Origin of the sequence: Sphingomonas sp., from assembly GCF_029239295.1 — a bacterium.
Classification (GTDB): domain Bacteria; phylum Pseudomonadota; class Alphaproteobacteria; order Sphingomonadales; family Sphingomonadaceae; genus Sphingomonas.
This window is the reverse complement of record NZ_JAQZBC010000002.1, coordinates 13,416-29,977: the sequence shown is the minus strand read 5'-3', so window position 1 is coordinate 29,977 and position 16,562 is coordinate 13,416. Positions and strand designations below refer to the sequence as shown.

Here is a 16,562-nt window from a genome sequence, read left to right as displayed (position 1 = left end):
ATCGCTCTCCTTATTCGGCGGCAACCGACAGCAAGGGCAATCGATCCGTCTGGCGCAGTTCCTCGGCGAACCAAGCGCAGGTGCGCGACAGCCCTGCTTCCAGCGGTACCAGCGGCGCCCAGCCGAGCATCGTCGTGGCGCGGGTGATGTCCGGCTTTCGCCGGCGCGGATCGTCGACGGGCAGCGGCTGGTAATGGACCTGCGCGGTGGTGCCGGTCATCGCGACAATGCGGTTCACCAGATCGCCGACGGTCAGTTCGTTGGGGTTGCCGAGGTTCACCGGCTCGGCCCCGACGGTGTCGCTGTCCATCAGCCGGATCAGCCCGTCGACCAGATCGCTGACATAGCAGAAGCTGCGCGTCTGGCTGCCATCGCCATAGACCGTCAGCGTATCGCTGGAGAGCGCCTGACAAATGAAGTTCGACACCACGCGGCCGTCGTCAGGGTGCATGCGCGGGCCATAGGTGTTGAAGATGCGCGCGATGCGGACGTCGGCACGGCCGAGCCGCGCGAAATCGAGCGCCATCGCCTCGGCTGCGCGCTTCCCCTCGTCATAACAGGCGCGCGGACCGGTGCAGCTGACTGCGCCGCGATAATCCTCGCGCTGCGGGTGCACCTCGGGGTCGCCATAGACCTCGCTGGTCGAGGTGAGGAGGAAGCGTGCGCCCGACTGTTCCGCGAGCCGCAGCAAGTGATCGGTCCCGACGACGCAGGTCAGCATCGTGTGTTCGGGGTCCGCCTGATAATGCGGGGGCGAGGCCGCGCAGGCGAGATTGTACACCCGCGTAATACGGCTGGTGAGATCGGTGACCGCAGCCGGCAGCTTCTCGATCACGTCCGCCTTGACGAAGCTGAAGCGCGGATGATCGAGCAGATCGTCGAGGTTGGTGGCGCGCGACGTCTGGAGATTGTCGAGGCACAGGACATGCTCGCCGCGTTCCAGCAGCGCCTGGCAGAGATGCGAGCCGATGAACCCGGCTCCGCCGGCGACGAGAGTGACGGGCGCGTCATTGGTGTCCATGCTGGTCGTGCTCCGGCGGGGTTGGGGGTTTGCCGCATCGATGAGATAGGTTTCGAGTTCAGCCGCGCGGTGCGGCGCAGTGTGGGCGGCCAGCACGCGCGCGCGGGCGGCGTGGCCGAGCGCCACGGCATCCTGGTCGAGCGCGGCGAGCGCCTGTTCGGTCGTGTCCGCGAGCATGATTTCGCTGCCCGGCGTGAACAGATCATCGATCCCGTCCCAGCGATCGGACAGGATCGGCGTGCCGCAGGCGCCGGCCTCGAACAGGCGGACCGAGGGCGACCAGCCGGCGGCAATCATGTCCGCCCGCGTGACGTTCAGCGTCATCCGCGACGCGCTGTAGAAGGCCGGATGATCGGCCGGCGGCAAGTGATCGATCCGGGTGACATTGGCCGGCCAGTCGATGTCATCGGGATATTGCGGCCCCGCCACGGCGAATTGCAGGTCCGGGCGGCGGCGCGCCGGCTCGATCAGCAAGCGTTCGAGCGTCGGCTGGCGATCAGGGCTGTAGGTGCCGAGATAGGAGAGCGCCCAGCGCTTGGCGGTGTCGAGCGGCTGGTACCGGTCGGCATCGACGGTGCAGTAGAGCGCGCGGGCGGCCTTCGCGCCGTATTGCTGCTCGATCCGGTCGAGCGTCGGGCCGCCGGTGAATGACAGATACAGGTCGAAGCCGGGGATCACATCGGGCGAGAGATATTCGAAGTCGCCGCGCTCCAGCTTCGCGAGCGTTACGGGCGTGTCGATATCGTAGAAGCCGGTAACGCCGGTGGCGGTCGCCTGCACGTAGCGTGCGACCTCAACGCCATCGGGGACATAGGAGCCGACAAGCACTGCGTCCGCGCTGGCGATCTCCTCGCGCCAGTTCTGCAGATCGGCGAGATCGGCATAATAGTCGAGCCGGCAGAAATCGGGATCGGTGAGGTCGCGCCGGTCGCCCTCGTACCAAGGGACGGTGCGTTCGAGGAACTGGATGTCATGCCCGCGCGCGGCAAGCCCGGACAGGAGCGCGCGCCAGGTGGTGGCGTGGCCGTTGCCCCAGGACGAGCCGAGGCTGAGACCAAGGACGACCAGCTTCATGCCGCCACCTGCTCAGCCGCTGCGTGGGTCCGCAGTAGATCATCGACCTGCTTGGCGCGCAGTTCATAGGTGTGCTCGGCAAGGACGCGGCGTCGCGCCGCGTCGCCGATGGCGCGGGCGCGTTCGGTGGTGAGACCGGCCAGCAGGTCGGCGACGTCCTGCCCGGTATGGGCGACGAGCACTTCCTCCCCGGGAATCAGGAATTGCTCAATGCCCTCCCAGTAATCGGTGATCAGGCAAGCGCCCGCACCTGCCGCCTCGAACACGCGCGTGGCGGGCGAAAAACCCACTGCCGCCATAGAATCGCGCGCGATGTTGAGCACGGCGCGCGGGGTGCAGTTGAACGCGTTGTGATCGGCGGTGCCGACATGGCCGAGGTGACGCACGTTGGCGGGCATATGCTTGTCGTGCCAGCCGCTGCCGCCGATCAGGAAGCGCTGCTCGGGAAGCGCAGCGGCAGCGGCGAGGAAAAACTGTTCCACGCGCGCCTCACGATCGGGCAGGCGATTGCCGAGGAAGGCGAGATCGCAGGCGAAACGATGATCGGGCGCGACCGGATGATGCGTTTCCGGGTCAACGGCGTTGTAGACCGGGATGCAGCGCGCGGCGCCGAGCGCCTCATAGGTCTCAACGACGGGCGGCCCTCCGCCATAGGTGAGCACCATGTCAAGCTGCGGCAGCGCCGCGCGGATGGGATGGGCAGGATCGGCGCGGATCTCGTCCAGCGTGGCCGCTGCGTCGACATCCCAGAAGATCTTGAGCGCGCCGGGGCGGGCATGTTCGACGATGCCGGCGATCAGTTCATCGTCGAACACGCCGACGCCGCTCGCCTTGACCACGACGTCGGCGTGGCGTGCCTCCGCCAGGACGGCGCGCAGCCCTTCCTGCGTAGCTGGATAGACCACCGAGGTTGCATATTCGGGCGGGTCGATGTCGCGGTTCGACTGGCGATCAAAGGCGTCGGGTTCGTAGAAGGTGATCTCATGCCCGTGCGCGGCGAGCCCCTTCAGGATGCCGCGGTAATAAGTGGCGGCGCCGTTCCAATAGGAGGACAGCAGGCTCGACCCGTAAAAGGCGATCTTCATGCGGCATCCTTTGTCTGTGCGGGCGTGTGCAGGCTGGCAACGATGGCCAGCAGCTGATCGACGCGGTGCGCGCAGGTGTGGCGCGCCTTGATCGTCGCGAGGCCGTGTTTGGCGAGCGACTGGCGCAGGCCAGCGTCGTCGCGCAGCACGGTGAGGTGGCGGGTCATCTCCGCGCCGTCTCGGGCGACCAGATAGTCGCGCCACGGGCTGAACAGGCCCTCGGCGTCGTCCCACGGCGCGGAGACCAAGGGGATGCCGCAGGCCAGCGCCTCGAACACGCGGATCGTGGGGATGCCGGGCAGGATGGTGGAATAGAAGCGCCGCGGCACGTGGACGGTGGCGAGATGCCGGGCGAAGATACCCGGCGCAGCGGCGTTGGGCGCCCAGCCGTGATAGCGCACGCCGTAGCGATCGAGCGTCGTCAGCGCTTCCGCGGGATAACGCACGCCATAGATGTCGAGCGGCAGCTTGGCCGCTTGCGCCGGCGCGAAGAGGAAGCGCTCCAGCTCATCGGTCCGCTCTCCATCGCCCCAATTGCCGATCCAGACGAGACCTTCGCGTTCGCCCTCCACCTCGGGCGGGTGAAAGCGGCGCAGGTCGGCCGCCTCGTGCCACGTCCAGACGCGCTTGCCCCAGCCCCAGCCGCGGTAGATCTCGCTCAGCGTCTCCCCGAAGGCGAGCACGCCGTCATAGCCCGACAGGTCGTAGGCGCGCATCGATTCGGGCTCACTGACCGCGCGATGATGCGTGTCGTGGAAGAGGAGCGTGTGGCGGGCGCCGCGTTTGCGCTGCTCGCCCAGCGCGGCGACCAGCGCATGATCGTTCCACTCATGCACGATGACGAGATCGGCGCCATCAGTCAGCTGATCGACCGGTGTGGTCGGATCATAGGTGCTGGCGGTGAGCTCTGGATAGCTGCTGCGCCACGCTGAGAGCCCTGCCTCACCATGATCGGCGAGCAGATTGGCGAGGCTCCACGCGCCCTCCGGCTCATAAGCAACGACATCATGGCCACGCGCGACCAGCTCGCTGAGCACGCCGCGCAGGAAGTGCGCATTGCCATGGTTCCAGCAGGAGGCGAGGCTGTGGGTGAAATAGATGATCTTCATGCGGCGACCCTCTCCCTGGTGCCGGCCGCGTATCCGGTGCTCGCCGCTGCTGCGGCGTCGGCGTAAATCCCGCGCATCGCGGTGGCGGTGGCGTTCACGGTGAAATGCGCGCCGCGCGCCAGCGCGGCGTCGGCGAGGCGGGTCCGCTCGGCATTATCGCCCATCACCTCGGCGATGGTATCTGCCCAAGCAGCGGGATCATCGCCGGCAACGAAGCGGGCGGCGCCGTCCCACAGCTCCCGAAAGGTGTCGATATCCGACAGGATCAGCGGGCAGCCGGCCTGCGCCGCCTCCAGCACGGCGAGGCCAAAGGGTTCGAACGAGGCCGCGGAAACGAAGACCGGCCGTGCCGCCAGCATGGCGGCGATACCGTCCGGCGTCAGTTCGCCAAGCAAGTGGAGATGCTCGACCGGTACGGAGGCGCCATGGGGCGCGCGGGTGGCGCCGGCGGCGTAGAGCGGAACCGCGAGGCGCCCGGCCGCGGCGTCCAGCAGCGGGGTGCGCTTTACCTCATCCCACAGGCGGCCAGCAGTGAAGGCGATCGGTCGCATCGGCGCGGCCTGCACCGGCGCGGGTGTTCGGCCGTTGTGAACTGCGAGGGGCGGTACCGTCAGGCCGTAATGGCGCGCGACCGTCCGCGCATAGCTTTCGCTCGGCGCCACGACGCGGGCGGCGCGGCGGAGCCCCTCCGCCACGAGCGCACGGTGCCAGCCAAAGCCGGGATCGAGCAGCGTGCCGGGCCGGGCAGCTTCCCACCAGGTGGAAACGCATCCATGGGCGACCGCCACCACAGGAAGATCGCCGGTCAGGCCGGCGGCCAGCGCCGGCTGATTGGCGTGGATCAGGTCAACGCGGTGACGGGTGGCGAGCGCGGCGATGGTGGTCGCCGCATGGCGCACGGCCACGGCATCGTCGGTCAGCCAGTCAAGCGGCTCGCCCGTATCGACGAGCGTAACGCCGGGTAGCGCCGCCACCTCCGCCCGCTGACCCTCGGATGCGGGGGGGCCGAGCACGGCAAGCACGGTTTCGATGCCAGCGGCAGCCAGCGCGCCGGACAGATCGACGGCGTAGCGCCAGACGCCGCCCACCGCATCGACCGTCATCAGGATGCGGCGCAAGCGATGCGTCACACCGCCACCTTCATCGCCGGGGGCTGCGACCTGCCGAGGGGAAGATTGCGTTCGGCGGATAGCCAGGCGGCCAGCCGGCGCAGGCCGGTGCGCCAGTCGGCCGGCGTGCCAAGCCCGAGCGCGGCATCGGCGGCGCGCCGGTCAGCGACGAAATAGCGCTGGTCGCCCGCGCGCCAATCGCCGAAGCGCAAATCAATCGAATGGCCGACGATTGCCTCGATCTCGGTCAGCAGCATGCGCAGGCTGACCGCATTGTCCGGCCCGCCGCCCAGATTGAAGACGTGACCGGCATGGCGATCGATCTGTGACCAGAGCGCGAGATAAGCGTCGACTGCGTCGCCCACCTCCAGGATGTCGCGCACCTGATGGCCGTCGCCGTAGATGTCGATCGCGCGCCCTTCGAGCGCGCGGATCAGGAAGTGCGCGACCCATCCCTGATCCTCGGTGCCCATCTGGCGTTCGCCATAGATGCAGCTCATCCGCAGGACGGCGCCCGGCACGCCGTAGCTGCGGGCATAATCCAGGACATATTGGTCGGCGGCACCCTTCGAACAGCCATAGGGCGTGTGGAAATCGAGCGGCCGCGATTCACCAATTCCGTAAGCGTTCACCAGCGGATCGACCGGCTGATAGCCGTTGGCGGTCTCGTCAAACGCCAGGTCGGCAAGATCGCCATATACCTTGTTGGTCGAGGCGAAGATCACCGCCGGCGCCTCAGGCGAAAGGCGCGCAGCCTCCAACACGTTAAGTGTGCCGGCGATGTTGATCGCGAAATCGTCGCGAGGGTCGGCAAGGCTGGTCGTCACCGCGACCTGCGCTGCCATGTGGAACACCGCCTGCGACGCTTGCACCGCATCGGTGATCGCGGCTTCGTCGCGGATGTCGGCGACACGCACGTCGATCAGATCGCCGTGGTTCGTCTTCAGCCAGTCGAGGTTGCGCTTCACGCCGTCTCGGACCAGCGCATCATAGACGATCACGCGGTGCCCCTCGCGCGCCAGCCGGTGCGCGATATTGCTGCCGATGAAGCCGGCACCTCCGGTGACGAGGATCGGGCGCTCGTCGCGCGCCTGAGGGGCAGCCGTCATGCGACGAGTCCGCGCTTCTCGAGCTCGGCGCGCGCCTGGCCGACGCGATCCTCGGCTGTCTGTTGCGCGACCCAGTCGGCCAGCACCGCCAATTCTGTTTCGAAATCGGCAGCGGCGCTGAAGCCCAATTTCTCTTGGGCCAGCGAGGTGTCGCAGAAACAGTGGCGGATATCGCCCACGCGTGCCTTGCCGACGATTTCCGGCGTTGCGTCATTCTGGCCCATCGCGCGGCCGAGCGCCTCGGCCACTTCGGTCACCGAGCGGTCGTGGCCCGAGCCGATGTTGAACGTGCCGCCGACCGCCTCCGGCAGGACGAGCGCGTCGGCAAAGGCGCGGGCGACATCGCCGACATGGACAAAGTCGCGGCGCTGCTCGCCATCCTCGAACACCATCGGGCGCTGCTTGTTGAGCAGCCGCGAGGCGAAGATCGCCAAGACGCCGGTATAGGGATTGGAGAGCGCCTGACCGGGGCCGTAGACGTTGAACAGCCGCAGGCAGACGCTTTCGATGCCGTAGGGCGCGCCCATGATATGGGTCGTGCGTTCCTGCACATATTTGTTGAGCGCATAGATCGAGGAAAGCGCGGGACGCTTCGTCTCGGGTGTTGCCACCGGGGTGAGTGGGCGGCCCTGCGCATCGGTCGGGTCCCACTGCCGCTGGCCGTCGCGGATCATCCCGCGTGCGGCATCCTCCACCAGCTGGCCATCGGCGTCACGATAAAGACCCTCGCCATAGATGCTCATCGAGGAGGCGGTAACGACGCGCCGGACGGGCTTGTCGATCAATCGTTCGAACAGCACCGCCGTGCCAACGTCGTTGACCGAGGTATAGCGTTCCACCTCGTACATCGACTGGCCGACGCCAACCTCGGCAGCAAGGTGAATGACGCTGTCGACCCCGTCGAGCGCCTTTGCCACCGCATCGCCATCGCGCACATCGGCGACGATCAGCTCGGCATCAGCCGACAGATTAGCCGGTCGGCCCCCGTCGCCGTGAACTTGCGGCAGGAGATTGTCGAGGATACGGATGCGGTGGCCGCGGCGAAGCAATTCTTCGGTTACGAAGCGACCGATGAAGCCGGCGCCGCCCGTGATGAGAACATGTTCGCTCATTGATCCCCGCTTCGCTTTTTATCTTGGATTTCCGCTCTCTTAGAAGCGCTCCCACCTCAGCTTGAACATCTTCATCTATGCTTGGTTCCGCTTGATTGCGGGTGCTCAACGACTTGTTGACTCAGATTAAGCAGTTTCTGCGGAACGCCCGACCGGACGGTCCGTTCAGCGTTGCATCTTCAACAAAGGTCGGTGTTCGGGGGCGGTGGCAGCAACGATCCATCTGGTGCGGCACGGCGCCCATGCCGAGGCGGGGCGGGTGCTGACCGGGCGGGGCAGCCCGCTCGGCCTGGCGCCGTCCGGGCTGGATCAGGCGCATTGGGCGTCAAAGCGCCTAACCAATGTGGTGCGGGTGGAAACAAGCTCGCAGCGGCGCACCAGCGAAACCGCCCGGATCATCGCAGCGCAGTTTGGACTGGGGGAGCCGCACGTGGTGCCGGCTCTGAATGAACTGGATTTTGGCCGCTGGACGGGCCGAGCGATCGCCGATCTGGCAGATGATCCCGATTGGATCGGGTGGAACAGCGAACGCTCCGTCGCGCAAATCCCCGGTGGTGAGCGGATGACCGACGCGGTCACTCGCGCGGTCGCGCACCTCGACATGCTGGGCAAGGCGAACTGGCCGGGGGGAATCGTCTGCGTGTCGCATGCCGACATCATCCGCGGGGCTGTCGCGCATTACCTGGGGCTGTCGCTCGACCGGATCCTGGCGTTCGATGTCGATCCGGGGTCGATCACCAGCCTGGTGGTGGGCGAGTGGGGCGGGCACCTGCTGGCGCTGAACGTTCACGCCGGATGACGCGCGCTCAGTCGCTGCTTTTCTCGTCCAGAAGGTCGAGCACCTGTTCGGGCGAGACGTCGCGCTTGATCTCGTCGATCTCCGGATCGCTCTCGGCGCCTACCTTTGCCGCGATCCGTTCGACGAGGCCGGCCAGCCGGGTCAGCTCATGTTCGGTGAGCAGCGAGATGTGCAGATCCAGGTCCCCGCGCCGATCGGCTGCCGCCGCCATCCGGTTCTGCGAGATGAGCACGAAGGTGGACAGGAAGATCGCTTCGACCGACGCCTCCATGGCGAGGACGACAAAGGTCGGATCGAATGGCGCGAGCCCGGGGATCCAGCCCAGGTTCCAGACGATCCACCCGCCGAAGAGCACCGCGTGGAGCAGGACGAAGCGCATCGATCCCGCGAACCGCGTGATCGTGTCGGCCACGCGATCGCCCAGCGGCGCGTCCTGGGCGTGCCGTTCGGCCCGTTCGGTCAGCCGCTCGATATTCTCGCGCAGCGTGCGGGTCATGTGCGCTTCGGCTGGCGCGCGCGGCGTTGGAGGCGACATATTGGCGATCATGCCGCGGCAGAACGCCGGGAACACCAACATCGATCACATTCGATCGGGCAAGGGACGAAAAAGATCGTGACGGAAATGATGCAGGCGGCGGTGCTCCAGGCGCCGGGAAAGATCAGTGTCGAGCAGGTGCCGGTGCCGCAGCCGGGACCGGGCGAAGTGCGTGTCAGGATCGAGGGGTGCGGCGTCTGCGCCTCCAATGTCGAGCCGTGGGAGGGGCAGCCATGGTCGAGCTGGCCGGGTGCGCCGGGCGGGCTGGGGCATGAGGCCTGGGGCGTCGTCGATGCGGTCGGGCAGGGCGCGGACGTGGCCGTCGGCACGCGTGTCGCCATGCTCTCCGAACGGGCGTTCGCCGGCTATGATGTTGCCCCGGCGGAGAAGGTCGTCCCGCTGCCCCCGGCGCTCGATGGGCAACCGTTCCCGGGCGAGCCGATCGCCTGCGCGGTCAACATCTTCCGCCGGTCCCAGATCGAAGCGGGGCAATGGGTGGCGATCATCGGCATCGGATTTCTCGGCGCAATTTTGACCAGGCTGGCCAGCGAGGCGGGCGCGCGCGTGATCGCGATCTCGCGCCGCGAGGAATCGCTCGATCTCGCGCGTCGATTTGGTGCGGAAGTGACGATCCCGATGATCGACCATTACAAGATCATCGGCGAAGTCGGGCAGCGGACCGGCGGCACGTTCTGCCCGCGAGTCATCGAGGCGGTGGGCAAGCAGTGGCCGCTCGATCTGGCCGGCGAGCTGATTGGATTCGGCGGGCGGCTGGTGATCGCCGGCTATCACCAGGATGGCCCACGCCAGGTGAACGTCCAGAACTGGAACTGGAAAGGGATCGACGTCGTCAACGCGCATGAGCGCGACCCCGCGGTTCAGCTGCGCGGCTTACGCGAGGCGATCGACCTGGTGGCAAGCGGCCGGCTCGATCCGACGCCGTTGTACACGGGTCGCTACTCGCTCGATCAGCTGGACGAAGCGCTCGTCGCGACTCGCGACAAGCCGGGCGGATTCGTCAAGGCGCTGGTGACCTTGGGGTGATTACGTAGCCGCTGTTGGGCACCCGTTCACATGCAGCGATCAGACCTTCGCCAGCGGACCTATTTTGTACGCGGCGGAAGCCTGCTGGAACGAAACGGGTCCGTACCGAAAGGCGAGGGAATCTCGCGATTCGCGCATGGCGGATTTTGCGCCGTTCCCATTTTATCTAGCAATTTCAGCCGATTGTGCGTTTTTCGACGCATTTGCGCGGGCGGCATAGAGTCAAGGCGGTATATTTCGAAAATGTGGCACGAGCCGGACTTGATCGACTCACGCGGCTGTTCCTAAACCCGTGTCAGTCGCCGCGGCCATCTGCCAGCGGCGCTCATTTGAACCATCGTCGTAGCCGACCGTGGCGGGGGCCACATCGGGGGACATTTTTGCTTTGTCGATCTGTGGCTGCGACCCGTGTCGCGGCCCGAGGAAGGGTGCGCGTGCCATTGTCACATAACCGAACTGCTGACGAAGGTACTGACCTCGCAAAGGCTTGGGCGCGGGTGCGCGCCAACCTGCGCGAGTCTGCCGGCGTCCGCCTGTTCGATCAGTGGCTGAAGCCGATGCAGCTCGACGAAGCAGGCGACCCGGATCGGGTGCGGCTGACGTTGCCGTCGGCCTTCGCCACGAACTGGGTCCGCAGCCATTATGCCGAGCGGCTGTTCCACGAGTTCCGCGCGATCATGCCCGACATCCGGTCGGTGGAGATCGAGACGGCGGCCGCACGCCCCGGTGCCGCAGTGATTGCGCTGGCGGCCGCGCCGGCCGCCGTGCCGGCTCCGGCACCTGTCGCGGCGACGCCGGGTATCGATTTCGAGCGTCCGGCGCTGGAGCCGCGCTACACCTTTGACCGGTTCGTCGTCGACGCGTCGAACAAGGTCGCATTCAACGCAGCCAAGCAATTGGCCAAGCCTGGCGCCGTCCGCTTCAGCCCGTTGTTCCTTCATGGCGGCACCGGGCAGGGCAAGACCCACCTGATGCACGCCATTGGCCATGCCTTCATGGCGGCGGTCCCCGGCGCGCGGGTGATCGCGATGTCGGCCGAGCGGTTCATGTTCGATTTCGTCGCCGCGCTGCGCGCGCGCGATACCTTTGCATTCAAGATCCGCCTGCGCTCCGCCGACCTGCTGCTGATCGACGATCTGCAGTTCATCGCCGGCAAGGACGCGACGCAGGAAGAGTTCTTCCATACGGTCAATGAGATCATGGGCGCTGGCAAGCGGCTGGTCATTTCGGCCGATCGCTCCCCGCAGGCGCTGGACGGCATCGAGCAGCGCATCATCGGCCGGATGGCGATGGGCCTCGTCGCGGACATCAAGCCGCCGTCGCTCGAACTGCGCCGTACGCTGCTCGACCGCAAGATCGCCGACATGCCCGACACCCGCGTGCCGGGTGACGTGCTGGACATGCTGGCCGGGCGGATCACCAACAATATCCGCGAGCTGGAAGGCGCGCTGAACCGGGTCATCGCCTATGCGCAGCTGACCGGCGAGACGCTGGATCTGGATTTTGCCATTGCCACGCTGGGCGACGTGCTGCGCGGCAGCCAGCGCCGCGTGACGATCGACGAAATCCAGAAGCGGGTGTCGCAGCATTTCGATCTGAAGCCGCTGGACCTGATCTCTGCACGCCGCGCGCGGGCGGTGGCGCGGCCACGGCAGATCGCCATGTATCTCGCCAAGCGGCTGACCACGCGATCGCTGCCCGAGATCGGGCGCAAGTTCGGCGGTCGCGACCATTCCACCGTGATCCATGCCGTGCGGCGGATCGAGGAATTGCGCGATACCGATGGCGATGTGGATAGCGCAGTGCGCGCGCTGATGCGCGACCTGGAAGCGTGAGCGCCTGATCGCGGGCGGAGCGCGCTGACGCCGCTCACCCCGCGCCAGAAATTCTCAGTCCGGCCAAACAGAAACCGCCGGCAGCGTCAGCGCGCTGCCGGCGGTTTCTTGTTGTTGATCAGACGTTGAAGCGGAAAAGCATCACGTCGCCGTCGTGGACGACATATTCCTTGCCTTCCTGGCGCAGCTTGCCCGACTCGCGCGCGCCCGCTTCGCCGCCGCATGCGACGTAATCGTCGAATGCGATCGTCTCGGCACGAATGAAGCCGCGCTCGAAATCGCTGTGGATCGCGCCGGCGGCCTGCGGCGCCTTCGACCCCGCAGGGATCGTCCAGGCGCGTGCTTCCTTGGGGCCGACGGTGAAGAAGGTCAGCAAGTTGAGCAGCTTGTACCCGGCGCGGATGACGCGGGCGAGGCCGGTTTCCTCCAGCCCCAGTTCGGACAGGAACTCGCCGCGATCCTCGGCCGGCATGGTGGCGATTTCCGCCTCGATCGCGGCGGAGACGACGACTGCCTCGGCGCCCTCGGCAGCGGCCTTCTCGAACACGCGCGCGGACAGCTCATTGCCGTTTGCGGCATGGGCCTCGTCGACGTTGCAGACGTACAGCACCGGCTTGGCGGTGATGAGCTGCGCCTGGGAGAAGACGCGTTCTTCCTCCACGTCCTTGGGCTGGGTCAGTCGGGCAGGCTTGCCCTCGCGCAGCAGCTCAAGCGCCTGGCCGAGGACGCTGGCGCCGATCTTGGCTTCCTTGTCGCCCTGCTGCCCCTTCTTGATGAGGTTGGGCACCCGCTTCTCCAGGCTTTCCAGGTCGGCGAGCATCAGCTCGGTCTCGACCGTCTCGGCATCGGCGATCGGATCGATCTTGCCCTCGACGTGAGTCACGTCGCCGTCCTCGAAGCAACGCAGGACATGGACGATCGCGTCCACCTCGCGGATGTTGCCGAGGAACTGGTTGCCCAGGCCTTCGCCCTTTGACGCGCCGCGCACCAGGCCAGCGATGTCGACGAAGGCGAGCTGTGTCTCGATGACCTTCGCCGATTTGGCGATCTCCGCCAGCTTCTGCAGCCGGGGGTCGGGCACGCCGACATTGCCGACGTTCGGCTCGATCGTGCAGAACGGATAATTCGCCGCCTGCGCCGCGGCCGTTTCGGTCAGCGCGTTGAAGAGAGTGGACTTGCCCACATTGGGCAGGCCCACGATGCCGCAGCGAAAACCCATGATAGATCCTTGAGATTAGGTGTTGCGGCGGCCTTAATGCGCGATGCCGCGCCACGCCAGCCTCACCGATGCAGGCGTTACCAGCGGTAGTTGAAGCTGACGCTGATCCGATCGGACTTTGCCGTGCTGGGCATCACCTCGTGGCGCAGCCAGCTTTCCCACAGGAAGATCGAGCCGGGGGCCGGCACCGCATGGACGAAGGTATCCTCGCGCGGCGGGGCGGCCATCATCAGCCCAAGGCGCGGATCCTCCAGCCGGAGCGCCCCGGCGCCGGGCGGCACGGTGACATAGATCGTGCCCGATACCACGCTGTGCGGGTGGATGTGGCCGCTGTGCGCGCCGCCGGGCTTCAGCAGATTGACCCACAGGCTATCCAGCTTGAGCTTGCGACCGCCGAGCTGGAATCCACAGGCCTCGGCAAAGCGCGCTACATGCCGATCGAGGTGCCGCTTCAGGTCGGCGAACGCCGGGTCACGCTGCGGCAGATCGTCGAGCGAGGCGTAGGAGGTATAGCCGCGATAGCCATGCTCCTTGGACCAGCGTCGCCCGGCCGTATCGTCGGCCGCCAACGCCCGAACCGATTCCTCCAGCTCCTCCAGCAGCGACGCGTCGCCGAGGTCAGCTTCGTAGAAATGGGTCGGGAATAACGAACGGACAGTCATGGCCGGGCGAGTAGGGCGCGCGGGCGCCCCTGCCAAGCGCAACGCGCCCGCTGCCCGCCCGGGCAGCGAATCGGGCGGCTCAGACCGGCGACCATTCGACCGGTTCCTCGCCCTCATCATCCGCCGCGACCTTCGCGTGGTCAGGGCCGATTGCCTCGAGCAGCTTGTCCAATACCCAGTCGACGCCGGTGCCGCTGGCGCCAGACAGCGGGATCACCTCGGCGCCGCTCGCCTCCTCCAGCTCCGCCGACAGCGCAGCGATCAGCTCGTCATCCAGGGTGTCGATCTTGTTCAGCGCAATGACGACCGGCTTGTCCTCCAGCCCGGCGCCATAGGCGTTGAGCTCCTCGCGCACGATGCGGTAGCTTTCGCCGACGTCTTCGTCATTGGCATCGATGAGGTGGAGGAGGACCCGGCACCGCTCGATGTGACCAAGGAAGCGGTCACCAATCCCTGCGCCTTCAGCCGCGCCCGCGATCAGGCCCGGGATGTCGGCGACGACGAATTCCTGGCCCTTGTGGCGCACCACGCCCAGCTGTGGCCGCGTGGTGGTGAAGGCATAGGCACCAACCTTTGCCTGCGCATTGGTCACCGCGTTGATGAAGGTCGACTTGCCGGCATTGGGCAGGCCAACCAGCCCGGCGTCGGCGAGCAGCTTCAGCCGCAGCCAGACCCATGCCTCCTCATTGGGCCAGCCGGTGCCGTGCTGCCGCGGTGCCCGGTTCGTGGAGGTCTTGTAGCTCGCATTGCCGCGCCCGCCATCGCCGCCGCGCAGGAACACTTCGCGCTGGCCCACCTCGGTCAGGTCGAGCAGCAGCGTGCGATCCTCATCGTCGGCCAGCACCTGCGTGCCGACCGGCACCTTGATGACCAGATCCTCGCCGCCAGCGCCGGTGCGATTCGATCCCGATCCGCCATGACCGCGCTCGGCGCGGAAATGCTGCGTATAGCGGAAATCGATCAGCGTATTGAGGCCGGCGACCGCTTCGAAGATGATGTCGCCACCCTTGCCCCCGTTGCCGCCGTCGGGGCCGCCATATTCGATGAACTTTTCACGGCGGAAGCTGACCGCACCAGGGCCACCCGAGCCCGAGCGGACGAAGATCTTTGCTTGATCGAGGAAATGCATGGGGAGCCGCTTAGCGAATTAGCAGGGGTAAAGCGACATGAACGGGCGAGGGGGCGCCATCATGCGCCGACCGTGTCCCAAAAGGCTGCATCATGAAGGGCGATATCATCCTGTTCCTGTTCTTCGTGCTGCTGGTGATCAACATCGCCACGGTGGCAGCCTTCCGGTCCGACAAGCGTCGCGCCGTCGCGGGGCAGCGCAGGATTTCGGAAGCCAATCTGCTGCAACTCGCCATGCTGGGCGGTTCGCCAGGCGCGCTGCTGGCGCGGCGACTGTTCCGGCACAAGACGCGCAAGGAGCCATTTTCGACCAGACTTTTGCTGATCGTCGCTATCCAGGCCGGTGCGGTGATCGGCCTGCTGATCGTCTAGCGGTCCGGTCGGCCGCGATCGGCCAGCAACATGCCGCGGGCCAGGTGGCGGGCGGTGTCGCGCGGCAGCCCAAGCGCCTTGGCCATAGGTGCGCCAAGCAGCGCATCGCCCAGCGCCATCAGCACGAGCTGAAGCGTTTCCTCACGAATCGGCGCACCGCCGTGATGGTCCTGCGCCAGATCCTCGACCAGATCGTGGATCGCCGTCAGAATGGGATCGAGCGCATTCTCGTTTCCGGAAAGGATCATCCAGCTGGCCAGGGCGCCGGCGCCGTTGCGGCCAAACGCGTCAAAGGTCAGGTCGACGACCTCGGCAGGATCCTCGGCCTCGCGGGAGCGGAGTACAGCCGCCTTGATCGTGCCGACGATGCGCGCCGCCAGATCCTGTATCAACGCCTTCTGCAGCCCCTCGGCCGAGCCGAAATGGTGAAGGAGGTTGGCATGGGTCCGCCCGATCCGCGCACCGACCGCTTTCAGGGTCACGGCCTGGGGACCGACCTCCACCAGCAGTTCGCGTGCCGCCGACAGCGCGGCGCTGCGCGACTCCTCGGGACTCATGCGACGGCGAAGCGGGGTCACGGACATCATCGGGCGTGTCGGCGCATCGGAAATGTTTTGCAATCCTTTGGTTTACGCAGCGGCAGGGCGGGCGGGGCGACGCACGGGAGGGCATCCGTCACCGCGCCACGCCATGGCACGAATCGCGCATTTCAAAGGCGGAAGGGAGCCGATCAGGCGGTCAGGCGGCGATCGCCATTCGGGTCGGCACCTCTTCGTCCTGCCCAAGGTCGAGTGCCATGACCGCGCTATCGACATCGCGCCCCTGCGCCACCGAATAGCTCGGCTCGCGCCGGATCTCGCGAAAACCGAGCTTCTCGAGCACGCGGCGCGAGGGCGCATTGTCGAGATGATGCCGCGCCTCGATCCGCCGCGCGGGCAGGGCATGGCGCGCCATGTCGACCACCGCACGCGCGGCCTCGGTCGCATAGCCGCGGCCCCAGGCCGTTGGTGTCAGCCAATAGCCAAGCTCCATCAACCCGCTGCCATGATCGGTCAGCGCGATGCCACCCACCATTTGCGGATAAGCGGCGTCATGCGTCAGGATCAGGAAGCGCGCGTCGGCCGCGCCGCGCGGCATGGACAGAAATGCCTCCGCATCGGCCTGCGTATAGGGCCAGGGTAGCTGCGCCAGCTTCATCGCCACCGCTTCGTGGGCGATCGTTTGGTGCAGGCTCTCGGCCTCTTCCGGCCATCCCGGCCGCAACGTCAATCTCTTCGTCCGCGCGAACATCTGCGCCCTCCTCGCCTGACGCGCCGCTAGCCGGGTCCGATGACGGGCCGGCGACAGCG

Annotated in this window: 16 protein-coding genes; 4 read left to right on the top strand and 12 right to left on the bottom strand. The window is 66.7% G+C overall.

Annotated features, from left to right (window positions below):
* Positions 1-10: 10 nt before the first annotated feature.
* Genes K0S66_RS16735 through K0S66_RS01750 form a run of 6 tightly spaced genes read right to left on the bottom strand, consistent with a single transcriptional unit; the run spans position 11 to position 7,619 of the window.
* Positions 11-2,095 carry an NAD-dependent epimerase/dehydratase family protein gene (locus K0S66_RS16735; RefSeq protein WP_366520765.1) on the bottom strand — a complete coding sequence of 695 codons (2,085 nt, stop codon included), beginning with the start codon at positions 2,093-2,095 and terminating at the stop codon, positions 11-13.
* Positions 2,092-3,180, bottom strand: coding sequence for a glycosyltransferase (locus tag K0S66_RS01770; protein ID WP_301073378.1), 1,089 nt, complete (start codon positions 3,178-3,180; stop codon positions 2,092-2,094). The genes K0S66_RS16735 and K0S66_RS01770 overlap by 4 nt, the downstream gene beginning before the upstream one ends.
* Positions 3,177-4,289 (bottom strand): glycosyltransferase, encoded by a 1,113-nt coding sequence (locus K0S66_RS01765; protein ID WP_301073377.1) that lies wholly within the window; start codon positions 4,287-4,289, stop codon positions 3,177-3,179. The genes K0S66_RS01770 and K0S66_RS01765 overlap by 4 nt, the downstream gene beginning before the upstream one ends.
* Positions 4,286-5,419, bottom strand: coding sequence for a glycosyltransferase family 4 protein (locus K0S66_RS01760; RefSeq protein ID WP_301073376.1), 1,134 nt, complete (start codon positions 5,417-5,419; stop codon positions 4,286-4,288). The genes K0S66_RS01765 and K0S66_RS01760 overlap by 4 nt, the downstream gene beginning before the upstream one ends.
* Complete coding sequence (locus K0S66_RS01755; protein ID WP_301073375.1) at positions 5,416-6,507, bottom strand: SDR family NAD(P)-dependent oxidoreductase; 1,092 nt, start codon at positions 6,505-6,507, stop codon at positions 5,416-5,418. Before K0S66_RS01755 ends, K0S66_RS01760 begins: the two co-directional genes overlap by 4 nt.
* Positions 6,504-7,619, bottom strand: coding sequence for an NAD-dependent epimerase/dehydratase family protein (locus tag K0S66_RS01750; protein WP_301073374.1), 1,116 nt, complete (start codon positions 7,617-7,619; stop codon positions 6,504-6,506). Before K0S66_RS01750 ends, K0S66_RS01755 begins: the two co-directional genes overlap by 4 nt.
* A 205-nt stretch (positions 7,620-7,824) precedes the next feature.
* On the opposite strand from K0S66_RS01750, the gene K0S66_RS01745 reads away from it, so the two are divergent.
* Positions 7,825-8,418 carry a histidine phosphatase family protein gene (locus tag K0S66_RS01745; protein WP_301073373.1) on the top strand — a complete coding sequence of 198 codons (594 nt, stop codon included), beginning with the start codon at positions 7,825-7,827 and terminating at the stop codon, positions 8,416-8,418.
* Positions 8,419-8,425: 7 nt separating this feature from the next.
* Here K0S66_RS01745 and K0S66_RS01740 read toward each other — a convergent pair whose 3' ends face one another.
* Positions 8,426-8,995 carry a DUF1003 domain-containing protein gene (locus K0S66_RS01740; protein WP_301073372.1) on the bottom strand — a complete coding sequence of 190 codons (570 nt, stop codon included), beginning with the start codon at positions 8,993-8,995 and terminating at the stop codon, positions 8,426-8,428.
* Between the two features lie 45 nt (positions 8,996-9,040).
* Between K0S66_RS01740 and K0S66_RS01735 the strand changes: the two genes are divergently transcribed.
* Together K0S66_RS01735 and dnaA are read left to right on the top strand one after the other, a co-directional pair.
* Positions 9,041-9,997, top strand: a complete 957-nt coding sequence (locus tag K0S66_RS01735) for a zinc-binding dehydrogenase (RefSeq protein WP_301073371.1) — start codon at positions 9,041-9,043, stop codon at positions 9,995-9,997.
* 434 nt (positions 9,998-10,431) lie between these two features.
* The gene (gene dnaA / locus K0S66_RS01730; RefSeq protein ID WP_301073370.1) at positions 10,432-11,832 is read left to right on the top strand and encodes a chromosomal replication initiator protein DnaA; all 1,401 of its coding nucleotides are present in this window, start codon (positions 10,432-10,434) and stop codon (positions 11,830-11,832) included.
* A gap of 118 nt (positions 11,833-11,950) precedes the next feature.
* Here dnaA and ychF read toward each other — a convergent pair whose 3' ends face one another.
* The 3 genes from ychF to obgE form a co-directional block, all read right to left on the bottom strand.
* On the bottom strand, positions 11,951-13,051 hold the full coding sequence (ychF, locus tag K0S66_RS01725; protein WP_301073369.1) for a redox-regulated ATPase YchF: 1,101 nt from the start codon (positions 13,049-13,051) through the stop codon (positions 11,951-11,953).
* Between the two features lie 77 nt (positions 13,052-13,128).
* Positions 13,129-13,713 (bottom strand): TIGR02466 family protein, encoded by a 585-nt coding sequence (locus tag K0S66_RS01720; RefSeq protein ID WP_301073368.1) that lies wholly within the window; start codon positions 13,711-13,713, stop codon positions 13,129-13,131.
* Positions 13,714-13,792: 79 nt separating this feature from the next.
* Positions 13,793-14,842, bottom strand: a complete 1,050-nt coding sequence (gene obgE / locus K0S66_RS01715) for a GTPase ObgE (protein WP_301073367.1) — start codon at positions 14,840-14,842, stop codon at positions 13,793-13,795.
* Between the two features lie 92 nt (positions 14,843-14,934).
* On the opposite strand from obgE, the gene K0S66_RS01710 reads away from it, so the two are divergent.
* On the top strand, positions 14,935-15,213 hold the full coding sequence (locus K0S66_RS01710) for a DUF1294 domain-containing protein (protein ID WP_301073366.1): 279 nt from the start codon (positions 14,935-14,937) through the stop codon (positions 15,211-15,213).
* On the opposite strand, the gene K0S66_RS01705 is transcribed toward K0S66_RS01710, so the two are convergent.
* Entirely contained in the window at positions 15,210-15,797 is a 588-nt protein-coding gene (locus K0S66_RS01705) for a helix-turn-helix domain-containing protein (RefSeq protein WP_301073365.1), read from the bottom strand. The genes K0S66_RS01710 and K0S66_RS01705 overlap by 4 nt on opposite strands.
* Before the next feature lie 154 nt (positions 15,798-15,951).
* The gene (locus K0S66_RS01700) at positions 15,952-16,503 is read right to left on the bottom strand and encodes a GNAT family N-acetyltransferase (RefSeq protein WP_301073364.1); all 552 of its coding nucleotides are present in this window, start codon (positions 16,501-16,503) and stop codon (positions 15,952-15,954) included.
* Positions 16,504-16,562 lie beyond the last annotated feature (59 nt).